Origin of the sequence: Porphyromonas sp. HMSC077F02, assembly GCF_001815465.1 — a bacterium.
GTDB classification, from domain to species: Bacteria; Bacteroidota; Bacteroidia; order Bacteroidales; family Porphyromonadaceae; genus Porphyromonas_A; species Porphyromonas_A somerae.
The window spans coordinates 1-20512 of sequence record NZ_KV820681.1; the positions used below are offsets into that span (position 1 = coordinate 1).

Below are 20512 nucleotides of genomic sequence, written 5' to 3' on the forward strand. Positions count from 1 at the left end.
ATGGTTTGTGTGTCTACTATTTCAGGAGAGGACATGATACAAGAGGGGAATACATGGACCTAGGCCGAGATCCTTCTTCCAAATATCGCCACTCCGTCAGCGTCTTGCATCTCATCTTTCGTGCAACGTCTCAGCACATTTTAGTAAATGTGCGAGAATGGCACTTCGTGCAAACATTCTCTACATAGTCAATAAGCCCGAGAAGTCATCTGACTGCTCGGGCTTATTGTGTTGATTGTGAGTGGTGATGTGGGTGTCAGAATAGACTGAGGATGCCGAGCACCCCTCCCACTACAGCTCCTACAGTGTTGGCTCTTTTTTCTCGCTTAGCTTGCTTCAGTACATTATCGTAGTGATCTTTATCATATTCTGCATAGCCAATGAAGTTGGCCTCTCCCAATTTGTCGTCAAAGACCTCTACCGCTGTGAGCATCGCACATATATAAGTGTTGTAATTGTTGTAAGACTTATCAAAGGGCATGAGGGTCATATAGAGGACATAAGTCTCATTTCTATATGCTCCATAAGGACTATCTCCTCTAAGCTTCCGCTCATATTGCTCGGCATTTGCTTCACTCATCTTCAGGATGGTTTCGCAGGGTTGATAGACAAAGTAAGTTTCCGCATTGTTGTAGCCCTGAGAAATGGAGTTGTCGCAATTGTATAACTCCGTAATTTGGTAGCCTCCTATCTCTGGGTTATAGGTTTCGGAGGAGCTGAATGGTCCTCTCTTCTCGTAGAAGGCGGTATTATTATCCATCTGCTTTTCGAGGGTGGCGAGATCCCCTTGAAGTAGTCTTGTGAATTGATCTTTTACTCTTCGGAATTCAAACTTATCGTATCTGCAGACTTCTCCCTTTTCGGGATCTTTGAGTATAATGTACTCAAGTAGCGTCTCATCATCCACCTTCTTCTGTCCGGTTTGTATGTAATAGACGAGGCGAACCAGTGGCGTTAGTTCTACACAACTATCCCTGAAACGATGGTTGTAAGGGACATACATCTGAAGTACATTGTCATAGATCCCTTGATCTATACCCACAATTAACGTGGTATTATCGGGCGCCTTGCACTTGGCATTGATTGTTGTAACATTATCAATTAGAGCATCTGTTCTCACCTCTTTCGGAGGAATAAACTCGGTGATTACAAGTGGTTGGTAGTGAAGATCTTTTAGATCTGCACACCGAAACTTATTGTACTTATCTACCTTGTTGAGCAGTATGGACCTGTTTTGATCGTAGTCTGGTTTGCCCATCCAGAGGGTATCTCCCACCTGTAGCTCTCTACCGAAGTAGGTGGTGAAATGATCTATCGTACTCTCCTGGCCTTGGGCGGTCAGCTCAATGGCTCCCAAGAGTAGGGCAGTCGTTACAAGTAAAATAGTCTTGATACTTTTCATTGTTATCTGCTTTAATAATAATTAGCGGTCTTAAAATCTGAGGTTGTTCTTTGGAATATAGACGATCTGCCCTTTCCACTTTATTTTACACCACTCTCCACTCACTACCATAGCCTCCACCGTAGTGCCGCTATCGATGGTATTCAGTATCTCTGCATCGTAGTCGGGATTGCTGCGAATTACTGAATAGCCATCGTAGGAGTGGATAGTTGCAGTTCGCCAAGCCCTTTCAGAAGCAACAGCTTTGGGTTTATCTTTAGTTGTAGAGGTTTGTTGAGTGGGCACTTTCTCCGCCTTCACCACCTTTCCTGTTGGCTCCTTATCTTTCTTTTCAATAGCCTTTTCTGCCTCCTCTGCACTCTCGTTGCTCTCCTCAACCTCTAGCTCAGTGGTTGGAAAGGTGAATATAATGGTCAGCTTATTGTCATCTGTGTGGGTGCGGAATGCCACCTCCTTAACCCCTTCCATTTTTTCGCCCATTGGCACTAGCTTGTACTGATTACTTAGGTGATTGGATATGGTTCTCTCAATAGTAGCTAGGTATTGCATCTTTTCGGGTGAGATATGAAGCTCCATTGATACTTGTCGTACCTTAGCGTCATTATTGTAGGTGGTGCCATACCAAAAGCTCCTGATCTTGACTATCTCCTCATCAAACGTTATTTTGGAGTTATAGAGTGTTATGCCTTCGGCTAAAGTCAAGTTTTTGAGCTCTGATATCGCTTTGTCCTCACCATAGATAAGAGTAAATTTCCTTTTCTCCTTTTGGAGATTGCCAAGTGTGATGGACTGATTGAATCCATCAACACTATGGGGGTCGTTACCAACCAATGCCGTTAACCCCTCAAGGAGCTCCGTGGTATCGTAGTACTGTGAGTGAAGCATTGAGGAGTCATTGGAGTATAATTTAACTGGAAACCTTAGACCTTCAAATTGAGGATTGACAAGGTACTTCCCCTTTTTATCGACAAAACCCCAGTAGCTACCATTGAATATGGCTAGTTTGCCTTTGTAGATACAACCAATTTCCTTGAATTGAGGATTGATCACATAGCTACCCTTCTTATCAATAACACCATAGAGATCAGATCCCTTTGAAGCGGCGATCGCTACTCCATTTTGAAATGAAAAGGCAGGCTGAAACTGTGGATTGATGACATAGCTACCTTTTTTATCAATGTACCCAAAGGCATCCCCTTGAACCACCATTGCCACCCCTTCAGAAAAAGGCTCGGCATAATCAAATTGCGGAGAGATCACTATTGTCCCCTTTCGGTCAATAAACCCATACTTTTCTCCAATTTCTACTGCAGCGATTCCTTCGCGGAAGTCCGAGACGCCATCAAACTGTGGGTTAATGACATAGAGCCCCTTCTTGTCTAGGTATCCATACTTACCACTCTCATCCTTGAATGGGGCGAGGCCATTCTTAAAGGTGCCGATATAGGTAAAGGTGGCGGGGATAACCTCCTGCCCCTTTTTGTCAATAGCACCATACTTGCCCTCCCAGTTTTCGTAGACTGCTAGTCCATCGCTAAAGTTACCGATGCTCTTCGCTGTCTCACAGGTGAATAGGGTATTCCCCTTTTCGTCAATCGCCTGTAAATGCCCTCCACTCAGTGCTACAAAGGCGATGCCCTCGTTGAAGTCAGCTGCTACGGTATAGGTGGCGGGGATAGCGTAGGCCCCCTTTTGGTCGATATAGCCATATAGACCATTATTATTCAAGACCAGAGCTAACCCATTTTTGCTAAATAGGGAGGCCCCTCTAAATTGAGGCATGATAGAATACTGCCCTTCCCAATTGATATATCCAAATTGATTACCTTGGCGAATAGGGATCAAGCCAAGGTCATACCACTCGTCGTTTCCTCCATTGGAGCCACAACTAGATAGTAGCATCGTAAGGAGTGCCGTGGTGAGGAGTAATAATTTCTTCATAGTCTTTATTCTTTTATCCAATAAATTACTCTTGTGAAACCTATTCTCTGGGATAGATGTACTGCAAACATATTGAAAATAATTGATATAACTTAAGGTTTGGGCCCCTTTTCTGAGACTGTTGCACGAAGGCGATCTGCGGCGTTGCTTTCGGAATTCGGCTTCGGTCACGTACGTGAGTACGCTCCCTTCAGCCTCATCCTCAGCGCCTTGCATCTCATCCTTCGTGCAAAGTCTCAGCACATTTGAAGCAAATGTGCGAGAACGGCACTTCGTGCAACATTCTCTTTCTGTGAATGTTATCCACATCTCCTAATCTGTGGATTCCTAAGTTCGACAGCCTTTAATGTGAAAAGGGGGCTCAGTCGCTATTGCGATGGAGCCCCCTTTTTGGAATTACTCTAGTCTCAGTGGGTTACTTCTGGCTTTTGCCTTGGTTGGCTACTGCCTCCATTAGCTTTTTCACCTCCTCTGGATCACCTACGAAGTAGTCCTTCATCAGTTTCATACCATTTTGCTCGTCAAACTCAAAGACATAAGGTACGGCAGTTGGAAGGTTGAGCGATACGATATCCTCATCGGAGATCCCTTTGAGCTTCTTGATGATGGCCCTCAGGCTATTGCCGTGAGCTGCTACAATAATATCATCGTGCTCTGCGAAGGAGGGGAATATCTCTTGCTCCCAGTAGGGAAGGATCCTTTGGATGGTATCCTTAAGGCTCTCGGTAAGAGGAAGCTCCTCCTTATTGATATGGGCATATCTCACATCATTGTAGGGTGAGCGAGGGTCGTCGGCCGCCAATGGTGCTGGTGGTACATCAAAGCTACGACGCCAAATAAGTACCTGCTCATCGCCATACTTAGAGGCAGTCTCAGCCTTATTAAGCCCTTGGAGCATACCGTAGTGCTTCTCATTGAGTCGCCAGCTCTTCTTTACTGGGATCCAATCGAGGTCCATCTGGTCGAGGACGGTATTAAGCGTCTTAACGGCACGCTTTAGGTAGCTAGTAAAAGCCAGCGTGAAGTGAAATCCATCCTTCTTGAGCTGCTGACCAGCCTTGATGGCCTCCTCTATACCGAGTGGAGTAAGGTCTACATCGGTCCAACCGGTGAATCGATTCTCCAGGTTCCACTGGCTCTGTCCATGTCTGATTAAAACCAATCTCTTCATAATCTACAATCTTATATATATTGTTTCAAAAACCTAATACACTATTTTTCTCTTGTTGCAATATAATCGGCCACCATAATCAGTCCGTCACGACTTTCGCACGGTGGCAATCCTGCAACTAAAAGGCTCTTCGCTTCCTCTATCATTTCCTCCATTCGCTTTCCAGCATATTCAATGCCTCCCATGCGGATGGCGAAGTCTATAATATAAGCAATCTCGCCACGCCTAAGCTCCTCATGGCGAAGGAGCTTGAGCACCTTGTCGCGCTCTTTACTCTCCTGCTGTAGGGCATGGATCAGTGGGAGGGTTACCTTGTGCTCTGCGATGTCTTGACCCGATGGCTTCCCAAGTTGGGCGGTGGGTTGGTAATCAAAGATATCATCGCGTATCTGGAAGGCACGGCCTAGAAGTTGTCCCGCCTGCTCTATTTTCTGAAGCGTCTCTGCATCACTCACCTTGGCCAGTAACGCACCTACCATCATACTACTCTCGATGAGAGAAGCGGTCTTTCGGTCGATGATCTCTAGGTACCGCTCTTCGGAGTATTCGCCCAGTTCGGCAGTATCCATCTGCAGAAGCTCTCCCTCGGAGAGGTTTTTGCCAAGGGTGGCTAGTTGGAGAAGTATCTGCTTGTTATTGGTCTGAACCGCCTGCATCATCGCATTGGCTAGTAGGTAGTCACCAATCAGCACCGCCTTAAGATTACCAAAAACCGCATTCATCGAGGGTACCCCTCTCCGGTGTCCACTCTCATCCACCACATCGTCATGCACAAGCGTAGAGACGTGAAGTAGCTCAATAAAGGTCGATCCATTAATGACCTCCTCCGTGATAGGACCAAAGCAATTGGCCGTAAGAAGTAGGAGGAGCGGACGCACCTGCTTAGCCGTCTGTCGGCTCAGCAATTCAGTCGCTTTGACAATGGTTGGAGCAATACTTCGTATAGAGCCTAGATAGGCCTCCTCAAATTGCTTGAGGGCCTCTTGGATCTCTTGAGGCATCTGCTCAATGAGGGTTGCGGATTGATTATGTGGTTTGTTGCTCTGCATAAGTAACCTTGAATGCTTCTATTAATGGAGGTCTATTCCCTCCTTGCCACCTGTGAGAAGTCGCTGGATATTATTGAGTTTATTGAGGGCGTCAATGGGGGTGAGCTGATTGAGGTTGAGCCCTACAATCTCCTCTCGCACTTGGCTGAGGAGCGGGTCGTCTAGCTGGAAAAAGCTTAGCTGTACTGGTCCATCTTGTACCTTCTTTTCGGGGAGGCGTGGTTTGGAAGGAGCTTTGATTCGTCCACTCTCCTCGTCGCGCTCTCTTGCTGACTCCTCTAGTAGGGTGAGGATCTCTTCGGCACGGCCGATGATCTCCTTGGGCATTCCTGCCAGTTTGGCCACGTGAATACCAAAGGAGTGCTCGCTCCCGCCTGCCACTAGCTTGCGGAGGAATATGATCTTACCCTCCACCTCCTGTACCGTGACATTGTAATTCTTGACCCGAGCAAAGTGCCGCTCGAGGTCGTTGAGCTCGTGGTAGTGTGTGGCAAATAGCGTCTTGGCTCGCCCCCTTGGATGGTCGTGGATATACTCCACAATCGCCTGTGCAATAGAGATGCCGTCGTAGGTGCTGGTGCCACGTCCCAGCTCATCCACCAGCACCAAACTGCGATTGGTGATACCATTAAGAATCGTCGCTGCCTCGGTCATCTCCACCATAAAGGTACTCTCACCTCGCGAGATATTGTCCGAGGCACCTACACGGGTAAAGATACGATCCACGATGCCTATCTTTGCTGCACTAGCCGGTACATAGCTACCAACTTGTGCCAGCAGTACAATAAGGGCAGTCTGCCGGAGTAGTGCCGACTTACCTGCCATATTAGGACCAGTGATGATGAGGATCTGCTGCACCTCATTATCGAGGAAGAGGTCGTTGGGGATATAGCTCTCACCAGGGGGCATCAATCGCTCTATCACTGGGTGCCTACCCGCCTCTATGTCTATGGTGTCGCCATTGTCTACCACGGGGCAGGCGTAGCCGTAAAGCGAAGCCACCTCGGCAAAGGAGCTCAGCACATCTATCTGTGAGAGCACCGTCGCATCCGACTGAATCTCTTTGATAAAACCACGCACGTAGTTGAGTAGCTGGTCGTAGATCTCATTCTCCAAGATCTGTATCTTCTCCTCTGCCCCTAGGATTTTACTTTCATACTCCTTTAGCTCGGGTGTGATAAAACGCTCTGCCTGAGTCAAAGTCTGCTTGCGAATCCACTCCTCCGGCACTTTGTCCTTGTGGGTGTTTCGCACCTCAATATAATAGCCAAAGACGTTGTTGTAGGCCACCTTCAGGCTTGGAATGCCCGTGCGTTCGCTTTCGCGATTGCGGAGGTCGAGAAGGTACTCCTTGCTACCGCTGAGAATATCCCGTAGCTCATCCAGTCGGCTGTCAAAGCCTTTGGCAATCACATTCCCCTTACCTAGCTGATTGGGTGTCTCCTCGTTGATGGTCCTTTCAATCCGCTCCGCCAATTCCTCGAGGGGGTCTAGGGCAATGCTTAGCTCCTTGAGCGAAGCATCGCCAGTATTGTAGAGGGCGCCCATAATCGGCTTTACCAAGCGTAGCCCACCCGCCAACTGTCGTAGCTCACGAGGGTTGATACGGAGGACCGAGACCTTACTCGCCAATCGCTCTAGGTCGCCTATCTCCGATAGGATTTCGGAGAGCTGATGCCGTAGCTCCTCTCTCTCGAGAAAAGCGGTAACGGCAGCCTGTCGCTGTACTATCTCACGGGCGTCGAGTAGGGGGAATACCAGCCACCGCTTGAGCAGTCGGCCGCCCATTGGTGTACGAGTATGGTCAATGACGCTGATGAGTGAATTACCATCCTCATTGAGGGGTTGTAGGATCTCAAGGTTGCGGAGGGTAAAGCGGTCGAGCTGTACGAAACGATTCTCCTCTATCTTGTGAATGGTGTTGATGTGCTGTATCTCGGAGTGGTGCGTCGCCTCAAGGTAGTAGAGGATTGCCCCGCAGGAGATAATTGCTAAGACCTCATGCTCTATCCCGAATGCCTTGAGGTGCTTTACCTCGAAGTGCTTTAGGAGCCTATCGCGTCCATAATCTTGCGAAAAGGTCCAATCCTCCAAAGGGTAGAGGTTGAGTCGCTCACCGAAGTGAGCTTGTACCTCGTGCTCCGTTCCCCGCTTCACCAATACCTCTTTAGGATTGAAGTTGGTGAGCAACTTATCAATTTCATCGTAGCTCCCTTCACTGCAGACAAATTCGCCAGTGGAGAGGTCTAGCAGAGCTATTCCCGCCTTGCCTCCTCCGAGAGCAATGGCAGCAAGGAAGTTATTGGTGTCGGCTTCAAGGACAGAGTCGTCCATCGTAAGTCCAGGGGTCACCACTTCGGTCACCGCCCGCTTCACCAGCTTCTTCGCCAACTTTGGATCCTCCATTTGGTCGCAGATCGCCACCCGCTTTCCCTTGCGGACCAGCTTGGGGAGGTAATTGTCAAGAGCATGGTGGGGGAATCCCGCCATAGGGTCATCACCCCTCTTAGTAAGAGTGATATTGAGTAGGCGAGAGACCTCTACCGCATCATCGTTGAAGGTTTCATAAAAATCGCCCACTCTAAAAAGCAATAACGCACCTGGGTACTGCTCCTTAAAGCGTCGAAATTGTGCCATCATCGGCGTCTCCGAAACCTTTTTCGCCATCTTAATTATTTAAATCGTCTCTTACCTAATTATGGGATACTCTATATCCCTACAAATATACCTCTTTTTACCGAGACTGCTTAAATCTCTTGCCTTTTGGCTTCATTCCAAAGGGCGTCCATCTCGCCAAGGGTCATCTCTTTGAGGCTTTTCCCCTCTGCCTTGGCCGATGCCTCAATGTAATTAAAGCGACGGTTAAACTTCTGGTTGGTTCGCTCCAAACTGGTATCGGGATCCACGCCATAGAGGCGTCCCATATTGATCAGACTAAAGAGGAAGTCCCCCATCTCTCCCTCCTTGTGTGCCAAGTCGCCATTGCCCTCTATCTCGGCACGTAGCTCTCCCAGCTCCTCATACACCTTATCCCATACATCGCTTTTCTCAGCCCAGTCAAAGCCTACATTGGCTACCTTCTCCTGCACCCGGTACGACTTGATGATGGAGGGGAGTCCCTTTGGAACCCCACCGAGTACCGTCTTATTGCCCCCCTTCTCTTTGAGTTTGATCTGTTCCCAATTGAGTTCTACATCATGTGCATTATTGACCCGCACATCACCGTAGATATGTGGGTGGCGAAAGATGAGCTTATCCGCCTCACGATTGCAGACATCGGCAAGGTCAAACTGCCCCTTCTCCTCCCCAATCTTGGCATAAAATAGCACATGGAGGAGCACATCCCCCAGTTCTTTAGCAATCTCGGGGTGGTCCTCATTGATGATTGCCTCGCTCAGTTCGTACACTTCCTCTATGGTATTGGGGCGCAGCGATTCATTGGTTTGCTTCGCATCCCATGGGCACTCTACCCGTAGTCGCTCCAGCACATCTAGCAGTCGTCCGAGGGCTTCTAGTTTCTCCTCACGGCTACTGCTGCTCTTTTTCTTCATGGTGATTTCTATTAATGGATTGCGTGGGTAGATCGTTTTGCACCTCTCTACCCACGCAATATAATTTGCTCTTAATTACTGTTGCTTTTTGCGATACTCCTCAAGTCCGCTCTTTAGCCAATTGACATAGTGGTCTACATCCTTATCGAAGCCAAAGCTAGGACCCAGAGGTAGCCCATTGCCATCCAGCATCACGTAGAATGGCTGTGCGTTGGAGCCAAACTTCTGCGATTGGAAGTAGCTCCACCGCTCTCCAATGGTCTTGAGCTTGCGGGTGCTATCGCCATCCTTCACCTCGATATACTTAGGCAGCTTAGTCTTGTCATCCACGATGAGGGTGACGAGGATAAACTCATCATCAATGATGCTCTTCACCTTAGGATCGGTCCAGACGGAAGCCTCCATCTCACGGCAGTTGACGCAGCCGTAGCCCGAGAAGTCAATCAAAACAGGCTTCCCATCGCTCTGAGCCGCCCGCATACCACTCTCATAATCGTGGAACTTAGGGTGTACCTCCGAATCATAGAGGTTGAAGTCCTGAGTGTAGAGTGGTGGTGCAAAGGCACTGATTGCCTTGAGTGGTGCACCCCAAAGCCCTGGCACCATATAGACGGCAAAAGAGAGAGAGATGATGGCAAGGAATAGTCGGGTCACACTCACGAAGGGGAGGTCGCTATCCTGTGGTAGCTTGAGCTTGCCGAGTAGGTAGATACCTAGTAGGAAGAAGATCACGATCCAAAGTGCCACAAAGGTCTCTCGGTCAAGGATGCCCCAGCCATAGGCGAGGTCGGCAACGGAGAGGAACTTTAGAGAAAGTGCCAGCTCAAGGAAGCCAAGGGTCACCTTGACACTCGTCATCCAGCCTCCACTCTTAGGCATACTCTGTAGGAAGTTGGGGAATATGGCAAAGAGGGTAAAAGGAAGCGCTAGTGCCACAGCAAAGCCGAGCATACCAATAGCAGGGCTAAGGAGACTACTTCCCGAAGTGGCTGCCTGCACCAACAGGGTTCCGATGATAGGGCCGGTACAGGAGAAGGAGACCAAAGCCAAGGTGAAGGCCATGAAGAAGATACTCAGCAGACCGCTCGTGCTCTCTGCCTTGGCATCCATCTTATTGGTCCACGATTGTGGAAGAACTAGTTCGAATGCCCCGAAGAAGCTGACCGCAAAGAAGACCAGTAGGGCAAAGAAAAGGATATTGAAGAGGGCACTTGTAGCTAAGTCATTGAGTGCACTCGGTCCAAAGATCGCTGTAATCAGCAACCCTAGTGTGAGGTAGATTACAATGATTGCCAACCCATAAATCACCGCATCGCGAATAGCGGCTTGACGGCTCTTGCTCCGCTTGAGGAAGAAGCTCACCGTCATAGGGATCATCGGCCACACGCAAGGTGTAAGGAGAGCAATCAAACCGCCCAAGAAACCGAGGACAAAAATCATCAAGAGGGAGTTGTCGGTGGCGCTCAGCGTGGTATCGCCATACGCCTTGATCTCCTCTACTACAGGCTTCCAGATGTCGCCCGTAAAGTTGGCTGCTTCGCTCTCCACCGTGGTGGAAGGCTCCTCCTCGCTACTGCTGTCGCTAGCAATCGCTTCCATCTCCAATGGTGTGGTGAGGTCACCAACCTTTAGACTAATGGGAAGTCGGGTAGGGGGGAGACAAGTTTGGTCGTTGCATAGCATGTAAGTAAGGTCGCCAGCTAGCACAAAGTGCTCTGGATCCTCTATCTGTACCTGTTGCTCAAAAATGACACTTCCCGTGTGCCAGCGCAGGTTCATCTCAAAGTTGGGGTCGTAGACGGAGGCCGCCTCTTTTGATGGCTTTAGTTCCCCTAGCAGTTTCACCCCTTTAGCCTCGTCTAATGCAAAGGAGGTGGGGGTTGGTCCGCCATCTGGGAGGGTCACATCGTAAATATGCCATCCCTGCTTTAGGGTTGCCTTGAAGCTCAAGGTCACCACCCCATCAGCACTATTTGTGTGGCTTTGCTCCCAGCTCACCGCATCGGTAATCATCTGCGCCTCTGTACTACTCCAGGGGAGGAGGGCGATGAAATAACTCAGCACGAGCCATACAAGTTGTCGTTTCTTAATCTTCATAAAAGTATGTATAGAGTGTTGGTTTTAATAGTCTCTTCCTGTTGGTTGCTTCTCTTTATCCAGCCTTAGCCAAGAGAAGTAGTGGGTGGGGTAGGGACGCTCAAATCGGCGTGGCTGCTGCTCCCCAGGGATCAGTAGCTCAAGACCGATCTGCTCCAAAGCGATCTCCCGATCGGTGCGAATCTGGCTACGTGAGCGTACATCGCCCAAGATGCTCAGCCCATTGTCGCCAAATAGCTTGCGGAGGGAGAAGATTCGTGCCCCCACCACATCTATCTGTACAATATGCATCTGCCCATTTCGACTGCTCTTATCCACCCGCACCTCTGCGGTGATCAGCTTGGGCTTTGAGAGACTACGCTCCTCGGAGGTGGCACTCAGTAGCTGCACCTTCTCCTTTAGCTCGCCCTCAATGCAGGCGATGAAGCGTTGGTGCTTGGCACGTCGGCTCCACTCCTTCACCAGAAGCTCCTTGGCCTCTACACTCCTCGCAAAGACCACAAAACCAGCCGTGTTGCGATCCAATCGATTCACCATAAAGAGCTTTGCCCCCTCTTCCCCCTTCTTGTAGTGCTGACTGAGGAGAAATAGAGCCGTCTGTTGGCGGTTTTTATGTGCGGTATTGACCGTAGGCAATCCCCGCTTTTTGTAGGCAACTACATACTCTTCACTCTCCCATGCTATTTCTAGCTTGGGGTGTCGAAAAGGCATTGGTGGCACTCCACGGTGCACACGCACTACCACGCCGGCTCCCACCGTCTCGGTAGCTCTTGTGGTAGACCACTTCCCTACAGAGACCCTTCCCGAGGCAATCAATTGCTTCGCAGCTGTGCGATTGCGGCTGGACTTCTCCATCAAGAGCTCCAGTAGAGGGGCTTCGCTGCCCGCCCTGTAGGTTTCCTGCACGGGGGTAGGGTTCTCTACTCGTGATGCTGTCTGTCGCTTTGTATTATTGTTGTTATCCATGGCTTAATTGACCACCTATTTATACGCTTTACTCTCACTCCTAGTCCCAATTATTGACCGGAATTTAGAGATCTTATCACGCAAATATACTATTTTCTCCCTATCTGCCGTAACCCTTAGTGCCGATTCCGAATTCCAAAAGCAAAGAACAGCTCCCCTTCGTGAAATAGGCTCAAAATAGGAGGTTATATAGGGTGTCAAAAGTGGTTTTGTAACAGATTGAATGCTAATGCTTTATAAGGGCGAAAGTTTAGTTGCAACTAACCGATTGCTTAGTTGCAACTCGCCGTTTGTTTAGTTGCATCTCGCCGATTGCTTAGTTGCAACTAAACTTTTCCTCTCCTCGCCACTCGATTATTGGTTGGTGGAATTCTCTTAATTCTCCAATGGGTTTGACCTGCCAAATCTGAGTAGAGCCAAGATAAATTGTGTCGGGAGAATTGGGTATCTTTGTCGGCGTTAGAGGCAATAATAGAGATATGAATACCAACCGCAGATATACCATCGCCGTAGACTTTGACGGCACCATTGTGACGCATGAATACCCAAAGATCGGCACTGAGATACCCGGTGCTGTAGAGGCACTCAAGGAGCTCCTGAGAGAGGGGCATCGGCTGATCCTATGGACTGTCCGTGAGCGAGAACTCCTAGAGGAGGCGCTGGCATGGTGCGAAGAGCGAGGGTTGGTCTTTTATTCGGTCAATAGCAACTTCCCCGAGGAGACACTCGAGGATCGCCACTTCTCACGCAAACTGAAGGCCGATATATTTATCGACGACCGCTCCATCGGAGGGCTGCCCGACTGGCCAAGTATGCTCCAGATGATTCGTGAGCAAACTCCTTTCAAAACCCCTATGACCCCGCAATTTACCGCTCAGATAGACGATACCCACCGTGAGATGATGGAGCGTTACCAGCACGGCTCTCGTCCCAAGCGTGGTGGCCTCTTCTCCAAGCTCTTCAAGTAATCTCTTTACACACAAATAATTGCTGAATTGACTTAATGTGTTAGAGATGGGTACACCTATGGCTGCTTAGTTAGATTTTGGCTTTGATGCCGTGGGCGATGAGGATCTCGTGATTGTACCGATTGATGCGGGTGATGGTGAAGGCGACTTTGTGTCGACCGTCAATGTGGGGGAGTTGAAAGAAGGGATCTTGGGTGATAGCGAGTAGGTGCTCGCCGCTGATCGCCTTCTGTAGTTTCTCGCCCCGTGGGTGCATATAGACTACAAAGTACTTGGTCTCTAGGCCTGCGGGGTAGGGCATATCAGGCTCCCAATAGAGAGTGGTGAGCCCTTGCTGCTTGATGAGGGAGGTCTCTCGCTCTGGTTCGTCGAATGGCCTAAGGTCGGCAGGATAAGGGGTAGGGGGTATGAGGGCTATGGGCTTCCAATAGGTATTGAGTAGCTGCTTATTGATTCCCTTGTAATTGGTGAATAATTGGTCGGCCGGCCAAAGGATATCTCCTTGGGCCGTCTGTGCGGAGATGTTGAGCTTGGCGTGTAGGTCGTTGGCATCAAGGCTTCGCTTCACATCTTGCCCGATATAGTAGTGTGCGAGGTGTATCTTTTGGCTCCACCAGCGTGCTAGCTCTGTATATTCGGCCGCCTTGTGCCCGATCTCCCAGTAGATTTGTGGCACAATGTAATCGACCCACCCCATGGCGTCCCATAGTAGGATATCGGCATAGAGGTCGTCGTAATTCTGTAGTCCAAAGGTCGCGCTGCCGGAGGGGTGGCTCCTTTGGTTACGGTAGATGCCAAAGGGGCTGATGCCTAGGCGGACATAGGGTTTACGGGCTTTTATGGTGTGGTGTAGCTCTTGTATGAGCTGATTGACATTATCGCGTCGCCACTCCTCAATCGCTTTGAAGCCTCGTGGGTTTCGCTCAAAGTCGGCTCTATCGGGGAGTACTTCGCCAGCAATGGGGTAGGGGTAGAAGTAGTCGTCGAGGTGGATGGCATCAATATCGTACCGCTCTACAAGGTCATCGACCACTTGCGAGAGGTAGTGAATCACCTCGGGAAGAGCGGGATTGAAAAAGAGCTGTTGGCCGTAGCGAAAAAACCACTCGGGGTGTCGGTAGTAAGGGTGCTGAGGGGCTAGGGTATTACTGATATTGGTGGCAGCTCGGTAGGGATTGATCCAGGCGTGTAGCTCCATTCCCCGCTTGTGGCACTCTGCCACCATAAAGGCGAGGGGATCCCAAAGTGGCTGTGGGGCAACGCCCTGTTGCCCTGTAAGGGTGCGGCTCCACGGCTCGTAGGGGCTATAAAACCAAGCATCGGCCTCGGAGCGTACTTGGAAGATAACGGCATTGGCTCCTAACTGCTGAAGGAGGTCAAGCCGCTCAATCAGTTTGGCCTGTATATATTGTGTGCTTTTGCCTTGAAACTCACCCCGCCATGCATTGGGGATCCAGGCACCTCTAAACTGTCGCTTCTGAGGTTGGTAGACCTGGCTATTGGCCTGCTGGGTATACTCTTTATTGGTCAGTACTTTCTTTGTTTTACACCCTACGAGGAGTAGTGGTAGGAGCAGTAGGAGTAGATATAGTCGCTTCATTTACATACCTCCAAAGTAGGAGAATAGGGCGTTGGTGATATTCATATAAATAAACATACCGATCAGGTCGTTCATAATCGTGATGAAAGGACCAGTCGCACGGGCAGGGTCCATCTTGAGTTTATTAAGCCCGAGAGGCACGACCGTGCCAAAGAGATTGGCGAAAAGCACCACCACAAAGATACTGATAGAGACGGAGGCCATCACCACAATATTCTTGAGGAAAAAGTAATTGTAGATGAAGAGGATAAAGCTGAGGATGCCACCATTCATAATTGCGATAGCGAGCTCCTTGGAGAGAAGTTTGCCGATCCTTTCCGTCTTGAGTGACCCTGCGGCAAGGTCCTGCACGATGATAGCGGAGGACTGCATCCCCACGTTACCTCCCGTACCACCCATCAGTGGAATAAAGAGAGAGACAGCGGGCACGGAGGCAAAGACGGCATCGTAATTACCGAGGATCATACTATTCAGCACTCCACCGACCATGCCAAGCATTAGCCAAGGGAGGCGGGCTCCTATCTGCCGGGTAACGGTATCGGAGCTCTCTACATCTTGTGAAAGACCGGATGCCAACTGGTAATCCTTTTCATGCAAGTCGCGCATCTCATCGACCACGTCGTCCACGGTAATCACTCCTACCAAGCGACCGATGCTATCAACTACGGGAATCGCCACTAGGTCGTACCGCTCAAAGGCGTGAACCACCTCTTCGGTAGTGTCGTTTTCGTGTAGCATCACAGGGTCGTGCACGATGATGTGCTTAATCTTGGAGACATTGGGGCTAGTAAGTACCTTCTTGATAGGGAGGATGCCTTGTAGCCGCTCCTCATCATCCACTACATAGATGTAGTAGACCTCGTCCATCTCCGAGGCTTGCTTGCGGAGCTCCTCCATGCACTGAGGCATAGACCAATTTTCATTGACCACCATCATCTCCTTACGCATGATACCACCGGCGGTATCGTGCTCGTAGCGGAGTAGGTCGATAATCTCACCCGCCTGCTCTATATCATCAACGTGCGAGAGAATCGCTTCCTGCTTATCTTCGTCTAGCTCCTGAAGTAAGTCGGCCGCATCGTCGGTGTCCATGTGGGTGACGAAGGTATCGGCGATCTCCTCATCGGAGAGGAGGTTGAGCACCTCTTTTCGCTCATCCTCATCCATCTCCATCAGTGCATCAGCAGCAAGAGACCCTGGAAGCTGTCGGTAAAGGAATAGGGTATCCTCTGCCGGTAGCTCCTCAAGTAGCTCTGCAATATCGGCAGGGTACATCTGAGTTACCAGATCTTTTAACTGCTGCTCGTCTCTATTGGCTATGAGGTCGAGGATTTGCTGCTCCTCTTTCTTATCCATCTCTATCATTGGAGTAGTTGTGCTATATCGTTGGTGAGGGTGATGAAGTCATCTACCGCTAGTTGTTCTGGTCTCTTCTGGAGAAGAGGGTGCGACTCGGGCAGTTGCTGCTCAGTGAGTAGGGGTTTGAGTGAATTGCGTAGCATCTTACGTCGCTGGTTAAATACCGTTTTCACCACCTGCTTGAATAATCTCTCGTCGCACCCTAGCTCGGTACGCTGGTTGCGGGTCATTCGGATTACCCCACTCTGTACCTTGGGAGGTGGGTTGAAATTACCTGGGGCAACGCTAAATAGGTACTCTACATCGTACCATGCTTGTAGTAGGACACTCAGAATGCCGTACTCCTTGCTCCCCGGTCCACTGGCTAGCCGGGCTGCCACCTCCTTTTGGAGCATGCCCGCTGCCGCTGGGATAAGCTCTCTGTATTCAAGCATATGGAAGAAGATCTGGCTGCTAATGTTGTAGGGGTAGTTACCAATGAGCAGAAAGGGGGCACCATCATAGACCGTATCAAGGGGTAGAGTGAGGAAGTCGGCCTCAATGATATGGGGGATGAGTGAGGGAAAGGCTACACGTAGGTAGGCGATTGACTCGGTATCTATCTCTACCACCTTAGTGGCTGGGTACTTGGTGGTGAGGTACTGAGTGAGCACTCCCATCCCTGGACCTACCTCTAATATGGGCAGATTGTACTGCACAAGGGTATCGGCAATTCGCTCCGCAATCTCAAGATTGTGGAGGAAGTGCTGACCCAATGATTTCTTAGCCCGTACCTTTTGCATCTCTGAATATTCTATTTATTGAGGTAGAAATGGTAACTTTGCCAAGTCGTATCTACCTATTTGTGCAAAGATACCAAAAACAGATGAGGAGATGAGGCATTGAAGATGAATAGGAGACTTAAGCGAATACTCAAAGTAGTCCTGCCACTAGCATTCGGACTGCTGATCCTGTGGTTGCTTTATCGCCATATGGATATGCAAGCATTGCTCTCAACACTGAGGAGTGATGCTCGCTTTGGTGTCATCTTCCTTGGCTGTCTCTTCGGTACACTAGGCAATACCATTAGGGGGTTGCGCTGGCAGCTCCTCAATCGCACACTCGATCCCGAGGTGAGCTGTATCAATTCGATTCTCACCACTCATGGCAATTATGGCGTCAGCTTGGCCCTGCCACGTGTGGGGGAAGTTTGGAGAGTGGCTACCATGTCGCACTACTCAGGGATCGGCTTTGGCCGACTCTTAGGAACCCTCTTTGTGGATCGCATCTTTGATGTGATTGTTTTGGTGGTATTGGTGCTACTAGGATTGTTGGTCAACGCTCCTTTCTTTAGTGAGTTCATAACTGCCAATCCCAAAATCGTTGCGTGGTGGGGGCAAGTGGTTACCTCGCCTTGGTTCTATCTGGTGATAGCAATTTTGATTGGCTCGCTGGTGGCTCTTGTGCTGTGGGTAAAGCGAAGTGAGCGAGATCGCCATTTGGTCAAAAGCGTGATAGAGGGGTTGCGAACGCTACAGACCATGTCGCATAAGGGACTCTTTTATCTCTACACTGTGGGGATTTGGGGGGGCTACTTCTTGCAGTTTTATATCTGCTTTTGGGCTTTTAGCTTTACCCAAGGGCTAGGTTTTTCTGCTGGTTTGCTGAGCTTTGTGATGGCGAGTGTGGGGGTGTTGGTCCCTACGCAAGGGGGCATGGGTGGCTGGCACTTTATGGTGATATATACGCTGATGGCTTATGGTGTGGAGAGTGCCGATGCACAGAGCTTTGCACTGATAGTGCACACTTGCCAGGCGATCCTATGGACGGGATTCGTAGGCTTGCTATCCATGGCACTATTGCCAGTGGTGAATAGAAATAGAAATATAGTAAATGAATAAAGATATGAAGGATAAGATTCAGAACCTCCTGGAGGAGGTAAAGCAGTTGGTAGCTCCTAAGACAGAAGAGGAGCTGGAGGCGCTTCGCCTCAAGTATCTGAGCAAGAAGGGGCTGATCAATCAGTTGATGGCCGACTTCAAGAGCGTACCTGCTGAGGAGAAGCGGGAGATAGGCAAGGCACTTAATGAGCTGAAGACCAAGGTGACTAGCCAGATTGAGGGATTTAAGGCCGAGATAGAGGCCTCTAAGCATAGCGAGGAGCTACAGAGTATAGACCTCTCTCGTACTGCCTACCCATTGCCACTCGGTACGCGCCACCCTCTGAGCCTAGTGAAGGAGCAGATTATTGATATCTTTAGTCGCTTGGGCTTTAATGTGGCTGAGGGACCAGAGATAGAGGATGATTGGCACGTGTTTGAGAGCCTCAACTTCCCTGAGGATCACCCGGCTAGAGATATGCAGGATACCTTTTTTATCTCTCACCACCCTGAGATTTTGCTCAGGACGCACACCTCGTCGGTGCAGAGCCGTGTGATGGAGCAGACCGAGCCTCCTATCCGTATCATCTGCCCTGGAAGAGTTTATCGCAATGAGGCGATCTCTGCTCGAGCTCACTGCTTCTTCCACCAGATTGAGGCGCTTTATGTGGCAGAGAAGGTGAGTTTTGCCGACCTCCGCCAGGTGCTGATGCACTTTGCTAGAGAGATGTTTGGCGAGGAGACCAAGATCCGTTTGCGTCCTAGCTACTTCCCCTTTACCGAGCCTAGTGCCGAGATGGATATCTCATGTAATATCTGTGGTGGCAAAGGGTGTAACCTCTGTAAGGGCTCTGGCTGGGTAGAGATCCTAGGCTGTGGGATGGTGGATAGTGCCGTGCTAGAGTCGTGTGGCATTGATAGCACCAAGTACTCGGGCTACGCACTCGGTATGGGGCTGGAGCGCATCGCCAACCTGAAGTACAGTGTGAGTGACCTACGACTATTCTCGGAGAATGACCTCCGCTTCTTGGAGCAGTTTGAGAGTGCACGATGAAACTTGCTGAGCGGTATCAGGGCGTACTCCAATGGTTTGAGAAAAATATGCCTGTGGCTGAGACGGAGCTGAACTACCGTACCCCTTTTGAATTGTTGGTGGCGGTGGTGCTCTCGGCTCAGTGTACAGATAAGCGGGTGAATCAAGTGACTCCCGCTCTCTTTGAGGCGTATCCCACACCAGAGGCGATGGCGCTGGCAACGGAGGAGGATATTTTCCGCTATATCCGCTCTTGCTCTTACCCCAATAGCAAGGCGAAGCACCTCGCTGGACTTGCCCGTATGCTTACGGAAGAGTTTGGCGGAGTGATTCCCGACGACCCGAAGGAGCTAGTGAAGCTACCTGGGGTGGGGCGGAAAACGGCCAATGTGGTGCTGAGTGTGCTCTTTGATCAGCCTCGTATTGCAGTGGATACGCATGTCTACCGCGTGGCTAGGCGGATAGGACTGGCACCACAGACGGCCAATACGCCACTAAAGGTAGAGACGGTACTCGTGCGTCATATACCTGAGGAACAGCGAGCTATTTCGCACCATTGGCTGATATTGCACGGTCGGTACACTTGCCTCGCTCGTGCCCCTAAGTGTGGAAAGTGTGGTTTGGCTTCCTTTTGCCGTTATTATGCTAAGAAGGGGGTACTATTATCTGAATGATTTTGGAAGGTTATGATGAACTTTGAAAAAGTAAGTCCCAATGGTAGTAAACTACAGCGGGTGATTGATATTTATCTTTCGGCCTTTCCTCAAGAGGAGCGTAGAGAGATAGAGAGTATTGAGTGGCAATTGGAGCACAATGAGTGCTACAATATGTATGCAATATGCCTTGATAAGGAGGTGGTGGGGATGTTTGTTTACTGGGACTTTGGGACGACTGTATATATCGAGTATCTGGCGATGGATGCCAATCTCCGTGGCGGAGGCCTTGGAACCAAAGCCCTTACTCAGATGATTGACCTTATTGGTGCGCGTAAGGTGATCTTTGAGGTGGAGCTGCCTGAAAATGAAATAGCTACTCGTAGGATAGACTTCTACAAGCGCTTCAACTTCCACCTTTGGGATCAAATCCCTTATGAGCAACCCCCTTACAGAGCCACCGACAATTGGTTCCCAATGCACTTAATGACCAATGGTGAGGAGCCTAATACCGATGATATTTTGCTCCTTCAGCAAAAGGTATATAACGTAGCTGAATAATTTACATCTTATCTCTGTCTGAGATGACTGTAAATAAGGTGTGCTTCCGAAAAGGAGGGGCTAAAATCGGATTCTTAATAGGTTGATATTCAGTGTTATATATGAGCGTAAAATGAGTTGCAACTAAGCAAATGCTTAGTTGCAACTCGCTGTTTGCTTAGTTGCATCTCGTCAATTGCTTAGTTGCATCTCAATTTTTGTCCACTTGGGCTTGCCTTTTTACACTCCCAGAGCTTACGCATTAGAAAGGCCTTATCGTATGATCTTTAGGTAGTATCCCAAAAAGTGTGTAAGGCAGAATG

Annotated in this window: 16 protein-coding genes; 5 read left to right on the forward strand and 11 right to left on the reverse strand. The window is 49.5% G+C overall.

The window, feature by feature from the left end:
* Nucleotides 1-256 precede the first annotated feature (256 nt).
* The 8 genes from HMPREF3027_RS06840 to HMPREF3027_RS06875 all read right to left on the reverse strand — a co-directional run bounded on the left by HMPREF3027_RS06840 (nucleotide 257) and on the right by HMPREF3027_RS06875 (nucleotide 12177).
* The gene (locus HMPREF3027_RS06840; RefSeq protein WP_070707760.1) at nucleotides 257-1402 is read right to left on the reverse strand and encodes a hypothetical protein; all 1146 of its coding nucleotides are present in this window, start codon (nucleotides 1400-1402) and stop codon (nucleotides 257-259) included.
* Between the two features lie 30 nt (nucleotides 1403-1432).
* The gene (locus HMPREF3027_RS06845; RefSeq protein WP_070707761.1) at nucleotides 1433-3343 is read right to left on the reverse strand and encodes a WG repeat-containing protein; all 1911 of its coding nucleotides are present in this window, start codon (nucleotides 3341-3343) and stop codon (nucleotides 1433-1435) included.
* 415 nt (nucleotides 3344-3758) lie between these two features.
* Nucleotides 3759-4514, reverse strand: a complete 756-nt coding sequence (gene gpmA, locus HMPREF3027_RS06850) for a 2,3-diphosphoglycerate-dependent phosphoglycerate mutase (protein ID WP_070707762.1) — start codon at nucleotides 4512-4514, stop codon at nucleotides 3759-3761.
* 41 nt (nucleotides 4515-4555) lie between these two features.
* Nucleotides 4556-5563, reverse strand: a complete 1008-nt coding sequence (locus HMPREF3027_RS06855) for a polyprenyl synthetase family protein (protein WP_070707763.1) — start codon at nucleotides 5561-5563, stop codon at nucleotides 4556-4558.
* 21 nt (nucleotides 5564-5584) lie between these two features.
* A complete protein-coding gene (mutS, locus tag HMPREF3027_RS06860; protein ID WP_070707764.1) occupies nucleotides 5585-8230 on the reverse strand; it encodes a DNA mismatch repair protein MutS in 2646 nt (881 codons plus the stop codon).
* Nucleotides 8231-8310: 80 nt separating this feature from the next.
* Entirely contained in the window at nucleotides 8311-9114 is an 804-nt protein-coding gene (mazG, locus tag HMPREF3027_RS06865) for a nucleoside triphosphate pyrophosphohydrolase (protein WP_070707765.1), read from the reverse strand.
* Between the two features lie 75 nt (nucleotides 9115-9189).
* Entirely contained in the window at nucleotides 9190-11211 is a 2022-nt protein-coding gene (locus HMPREF3027_RS06870; RefSeq protein ID WP_070707766.1) for a protein-disulfide reductase DsbD family protein, read from the reverse strand.
* Between the two features lie 24 nt (nucleotides 11212-11235).
* Nucleotides 11236-12177, reverse strand: a complete 942-nt coding sequence (locus HMPREF3027_RS06875) for a pseudouridine synthase (protein ID WP_070707767.1) — start codon at nucleotides 12175-12177, stop codon at nucleotides 11236-11238.
* A 479-nt stretch (nucleotides 12178-12656) separates the two neighbouring features.
* Here HMPREF3027_RS06875 and HMPREF3027_RS06880 point away from each other — a divergent pair, with 479 nt between their 5' ends.
* Nucleotides 12657-13145: a BT0820 family HAD-type phosphatase gene (locus tag HMPREF3027_RS06880; RefSeq protein WP_070707768.1), complete on the forward strand. Its 489-nt coding sequence runs from the start codon at nucleotides 12657-12659 to the stop codon at nucleotides 13143-13145.
* 70 nt (nucleotides 13146-13215) lie between these two features.
* Here the strand turns inward: HMPREF3027_RS06880 and HMPREF3027_RS06885 are convergent, their stop codons facing one another.
* The 3 genes from HMPREF3027_RS06885 to rsmA are packed head-to-tail and all read right to left on the reverse strand — an operon-like array spanning nucleotide 13216 to nucleotide 16886.
* Nucleotides 13216-14745: a glycoside hydrolase family 10-like protein gene (locus HMPREF3027_RS06885; RefSeq protein WP_070707769.1), complete on the reverse strand. Its 1530-nt coding sequence runs from the start codon at nucleotides 14743-14745 to the stop codon at nucleotides 13216-13218.
* Nucleotides 14746-16110 (reverse strand): magnesium transporter, encoded by a 1365-nt coding sequence (gene mgtE, locus HMPREF3027_RS06890; RefSeq protein WP_018028520.1) that lies wholly within the window; start codon nucleotides 16108-16110, stop codon nucleotides 14746-14748.
* The gene (gene rsmA, locus HMPREF3027_RS06895; protein ID WP_070707770.1) at nucleotides 16107-16886 is read right to left on the reverse strand and encodes a 16S rRNA (adenine(1518)-N(6)/adenine(1519)-N(6))-dimethyltransferase RsmA; all 780 of its coding nucleotides are present in this window, start codon (nucleotides 16884-16886) and stop codon (nucleotides 16107-16109) included. The genes mgtE and rsmA overlap by 4 nt, the downstream gene beginning before the upstream one ends.
* A gap of 105 nt (nucleotides 16887-16991) precedes the next feature.
* Here rsmA and HMPREF3027_RS06900 point away from each other — a divergent pair, with 105 nt between their 5' ends.
* From HMPREF3027_RS06900 to HMPREF3027_RS06915, 4 genes are read left to right on the forward strand one after another with little or no spacing between them, the layout of a single operon-like run.
* Nucleotides 16992-17984, forward strand: a complete 993-nt coding sequence (locus HMPREF3027_RS06900; protein WP_070707771.1) for a lysylphosphatidylglycerol synthase transmembrane domain-containing protein — start codon at nucleotides 16992-16994, stop codon at nucleotides 17982-17984.
* Nucleotides 17985-17988: 4 nt separating this feature from the next.
* The gene (gene pheS, locus HMPREF3027_RS06905; RefSeq protein WP_070707774.1) at nucleotides 17989-19017 is read left to right on the forward strand and encodes a phenylalanine--tRNA ligase subunit alpha; all 1029 of its coding nucleotides are present in this window, start codon (nucleotides 17989-17991) and stop codon (nucleotides 19015-19017) included.
* Nucleotides 19014-19670, forward strand: coding sequence for an endonuclease III (nth, locus tag HMPREF3027_RS06910; protein WP_070707772.1), 657 nt, complete (start codon nucleotides 19014-19016; stop codon nucleotides 19668-19670). Before pheS ends, nth begins: the two co-directional genes overlap by 4 nt.
* A gap of 12 nt (nucleotides 19671-19682) precedes the next feature.
* Nucleotides 19683-20210: a GNAT family N-acetyltransferase gene (locus HMPREF3027_RS06915; RefSeq protein WP_083317546.1), complete on the forward strand. Its 528-nt coding sequence runs from the start codon at nucleotides 19683-19685 to the stop codon at nucleotides 20208-20210.
* Nucleotides 20211-20512 lie beyond the last annotated feature (302 nt).

Coding starts and splice junctions, on each gene's coding strand:
- HMPREF3027_RS06880 (WP_070707768.1), top strand. CDS start 12,657: ATGAATACCAACCGCAGATATACCATCGCCGTAGACTTTGACGGCACC.
- mgtE (WP_018028520.1), bottom strand. CDS start 16,110: ATGATAGAGATGGATAAGAAAGAGGAGCAGCAAATCCTCGACCTCATA.
- HMPREF3027_RS06900 (WP_070707771.1), top strand. CDS start 16,992: ATGAATAGGAGACTTAAGCGAATACTCAAAGTAGTCCTGCCACTAGCA.
- HMPREF3027_RS06885 (WP_070707769.1), bottom strand. CDS start 14,745: ATGAAGCGACTATATCTACTCCTACTGCTCCTACCACTACTCCTCGTA.
- mazG (WP_070707765.1), bottom strand. CDS start 9,114: ATGAAGAAAAAGAGCAGCAGTAGCCGTGAGGAGAAACTAGAAGCCCTC.
- rsmA (WP_070707770.1), bottom strand. CDS start 16,886: ATGCAAAAGGTACGGGCTAAGAAATCATTGGGTCAGCACTTCCTCCAC.
- HMPREF3027_RS06915 (WP_083317546.1), top strand. CDS start 19,683: ATGATGAACTTTGAAAAAGTAAGTCCCAATGGTAGTAAACTACAGCGG.
- HMPREF3027_RS06855 (WP_070707763.1), bottom strand. CDS start 5,563: ATGCAGAGCAACAAACCACATAATCAATCCGCAACCCTCATTGAGCAG.
- mutS (WP_070707764.1), bottom strand. CDS start 8,230: ATGGCGAAAAAGGTTTCGGAGACGCCGATGATGGCACAATTTCGACGC.
- pheS (WP_070707774.1), top strand. CDS start 17,989: ATGAAGGATAAGATTCAGAACCTCCTGGAGGAGGTAAAGCAGTTGGTA.
- HMPREF3027_RS06840 (WP_070707760.1), bottom strand. CDS start 1,402: ATGAAAAGTATCAAGACTATTTTACTTGTAACGACTGCCCTACTCTTG.
- HMPREF3027_RS06870 (WP_070707766.1), bottom strand. CDS start 11,211: ATGAAGATTAAGAAACGACAACTTGTATGGCTCGTGCTGAGTTATTTC.
- nth (WP_070707772.1), top strand. CDS start 19,014: ATGAAACTTGCTGAGCGGTATCAGGGCGTACTCCAATGGTTTGAGAAA.
- HMPREF3027_RS06845 (WP_070707761.1), bottom strand. CDS start 3,343: ATGAAGAAATTATTACTCCTCACCACGGCACTCCTTACGATGCTACTA.
- gpmA (WP_070707762.1), bottom strand. CDS start 4,514: ATGAAGAGATTGGTTTTAATCAGACATGGACAGAGCCAGTGGAACCTG.
- HMPREF3027_RS06875 (WP_070707767.1), bottom strand. CDS start 12,177: ATGGATAACAACAATAATACAAAGCGACAGACAGCATCACGAGTAGAG.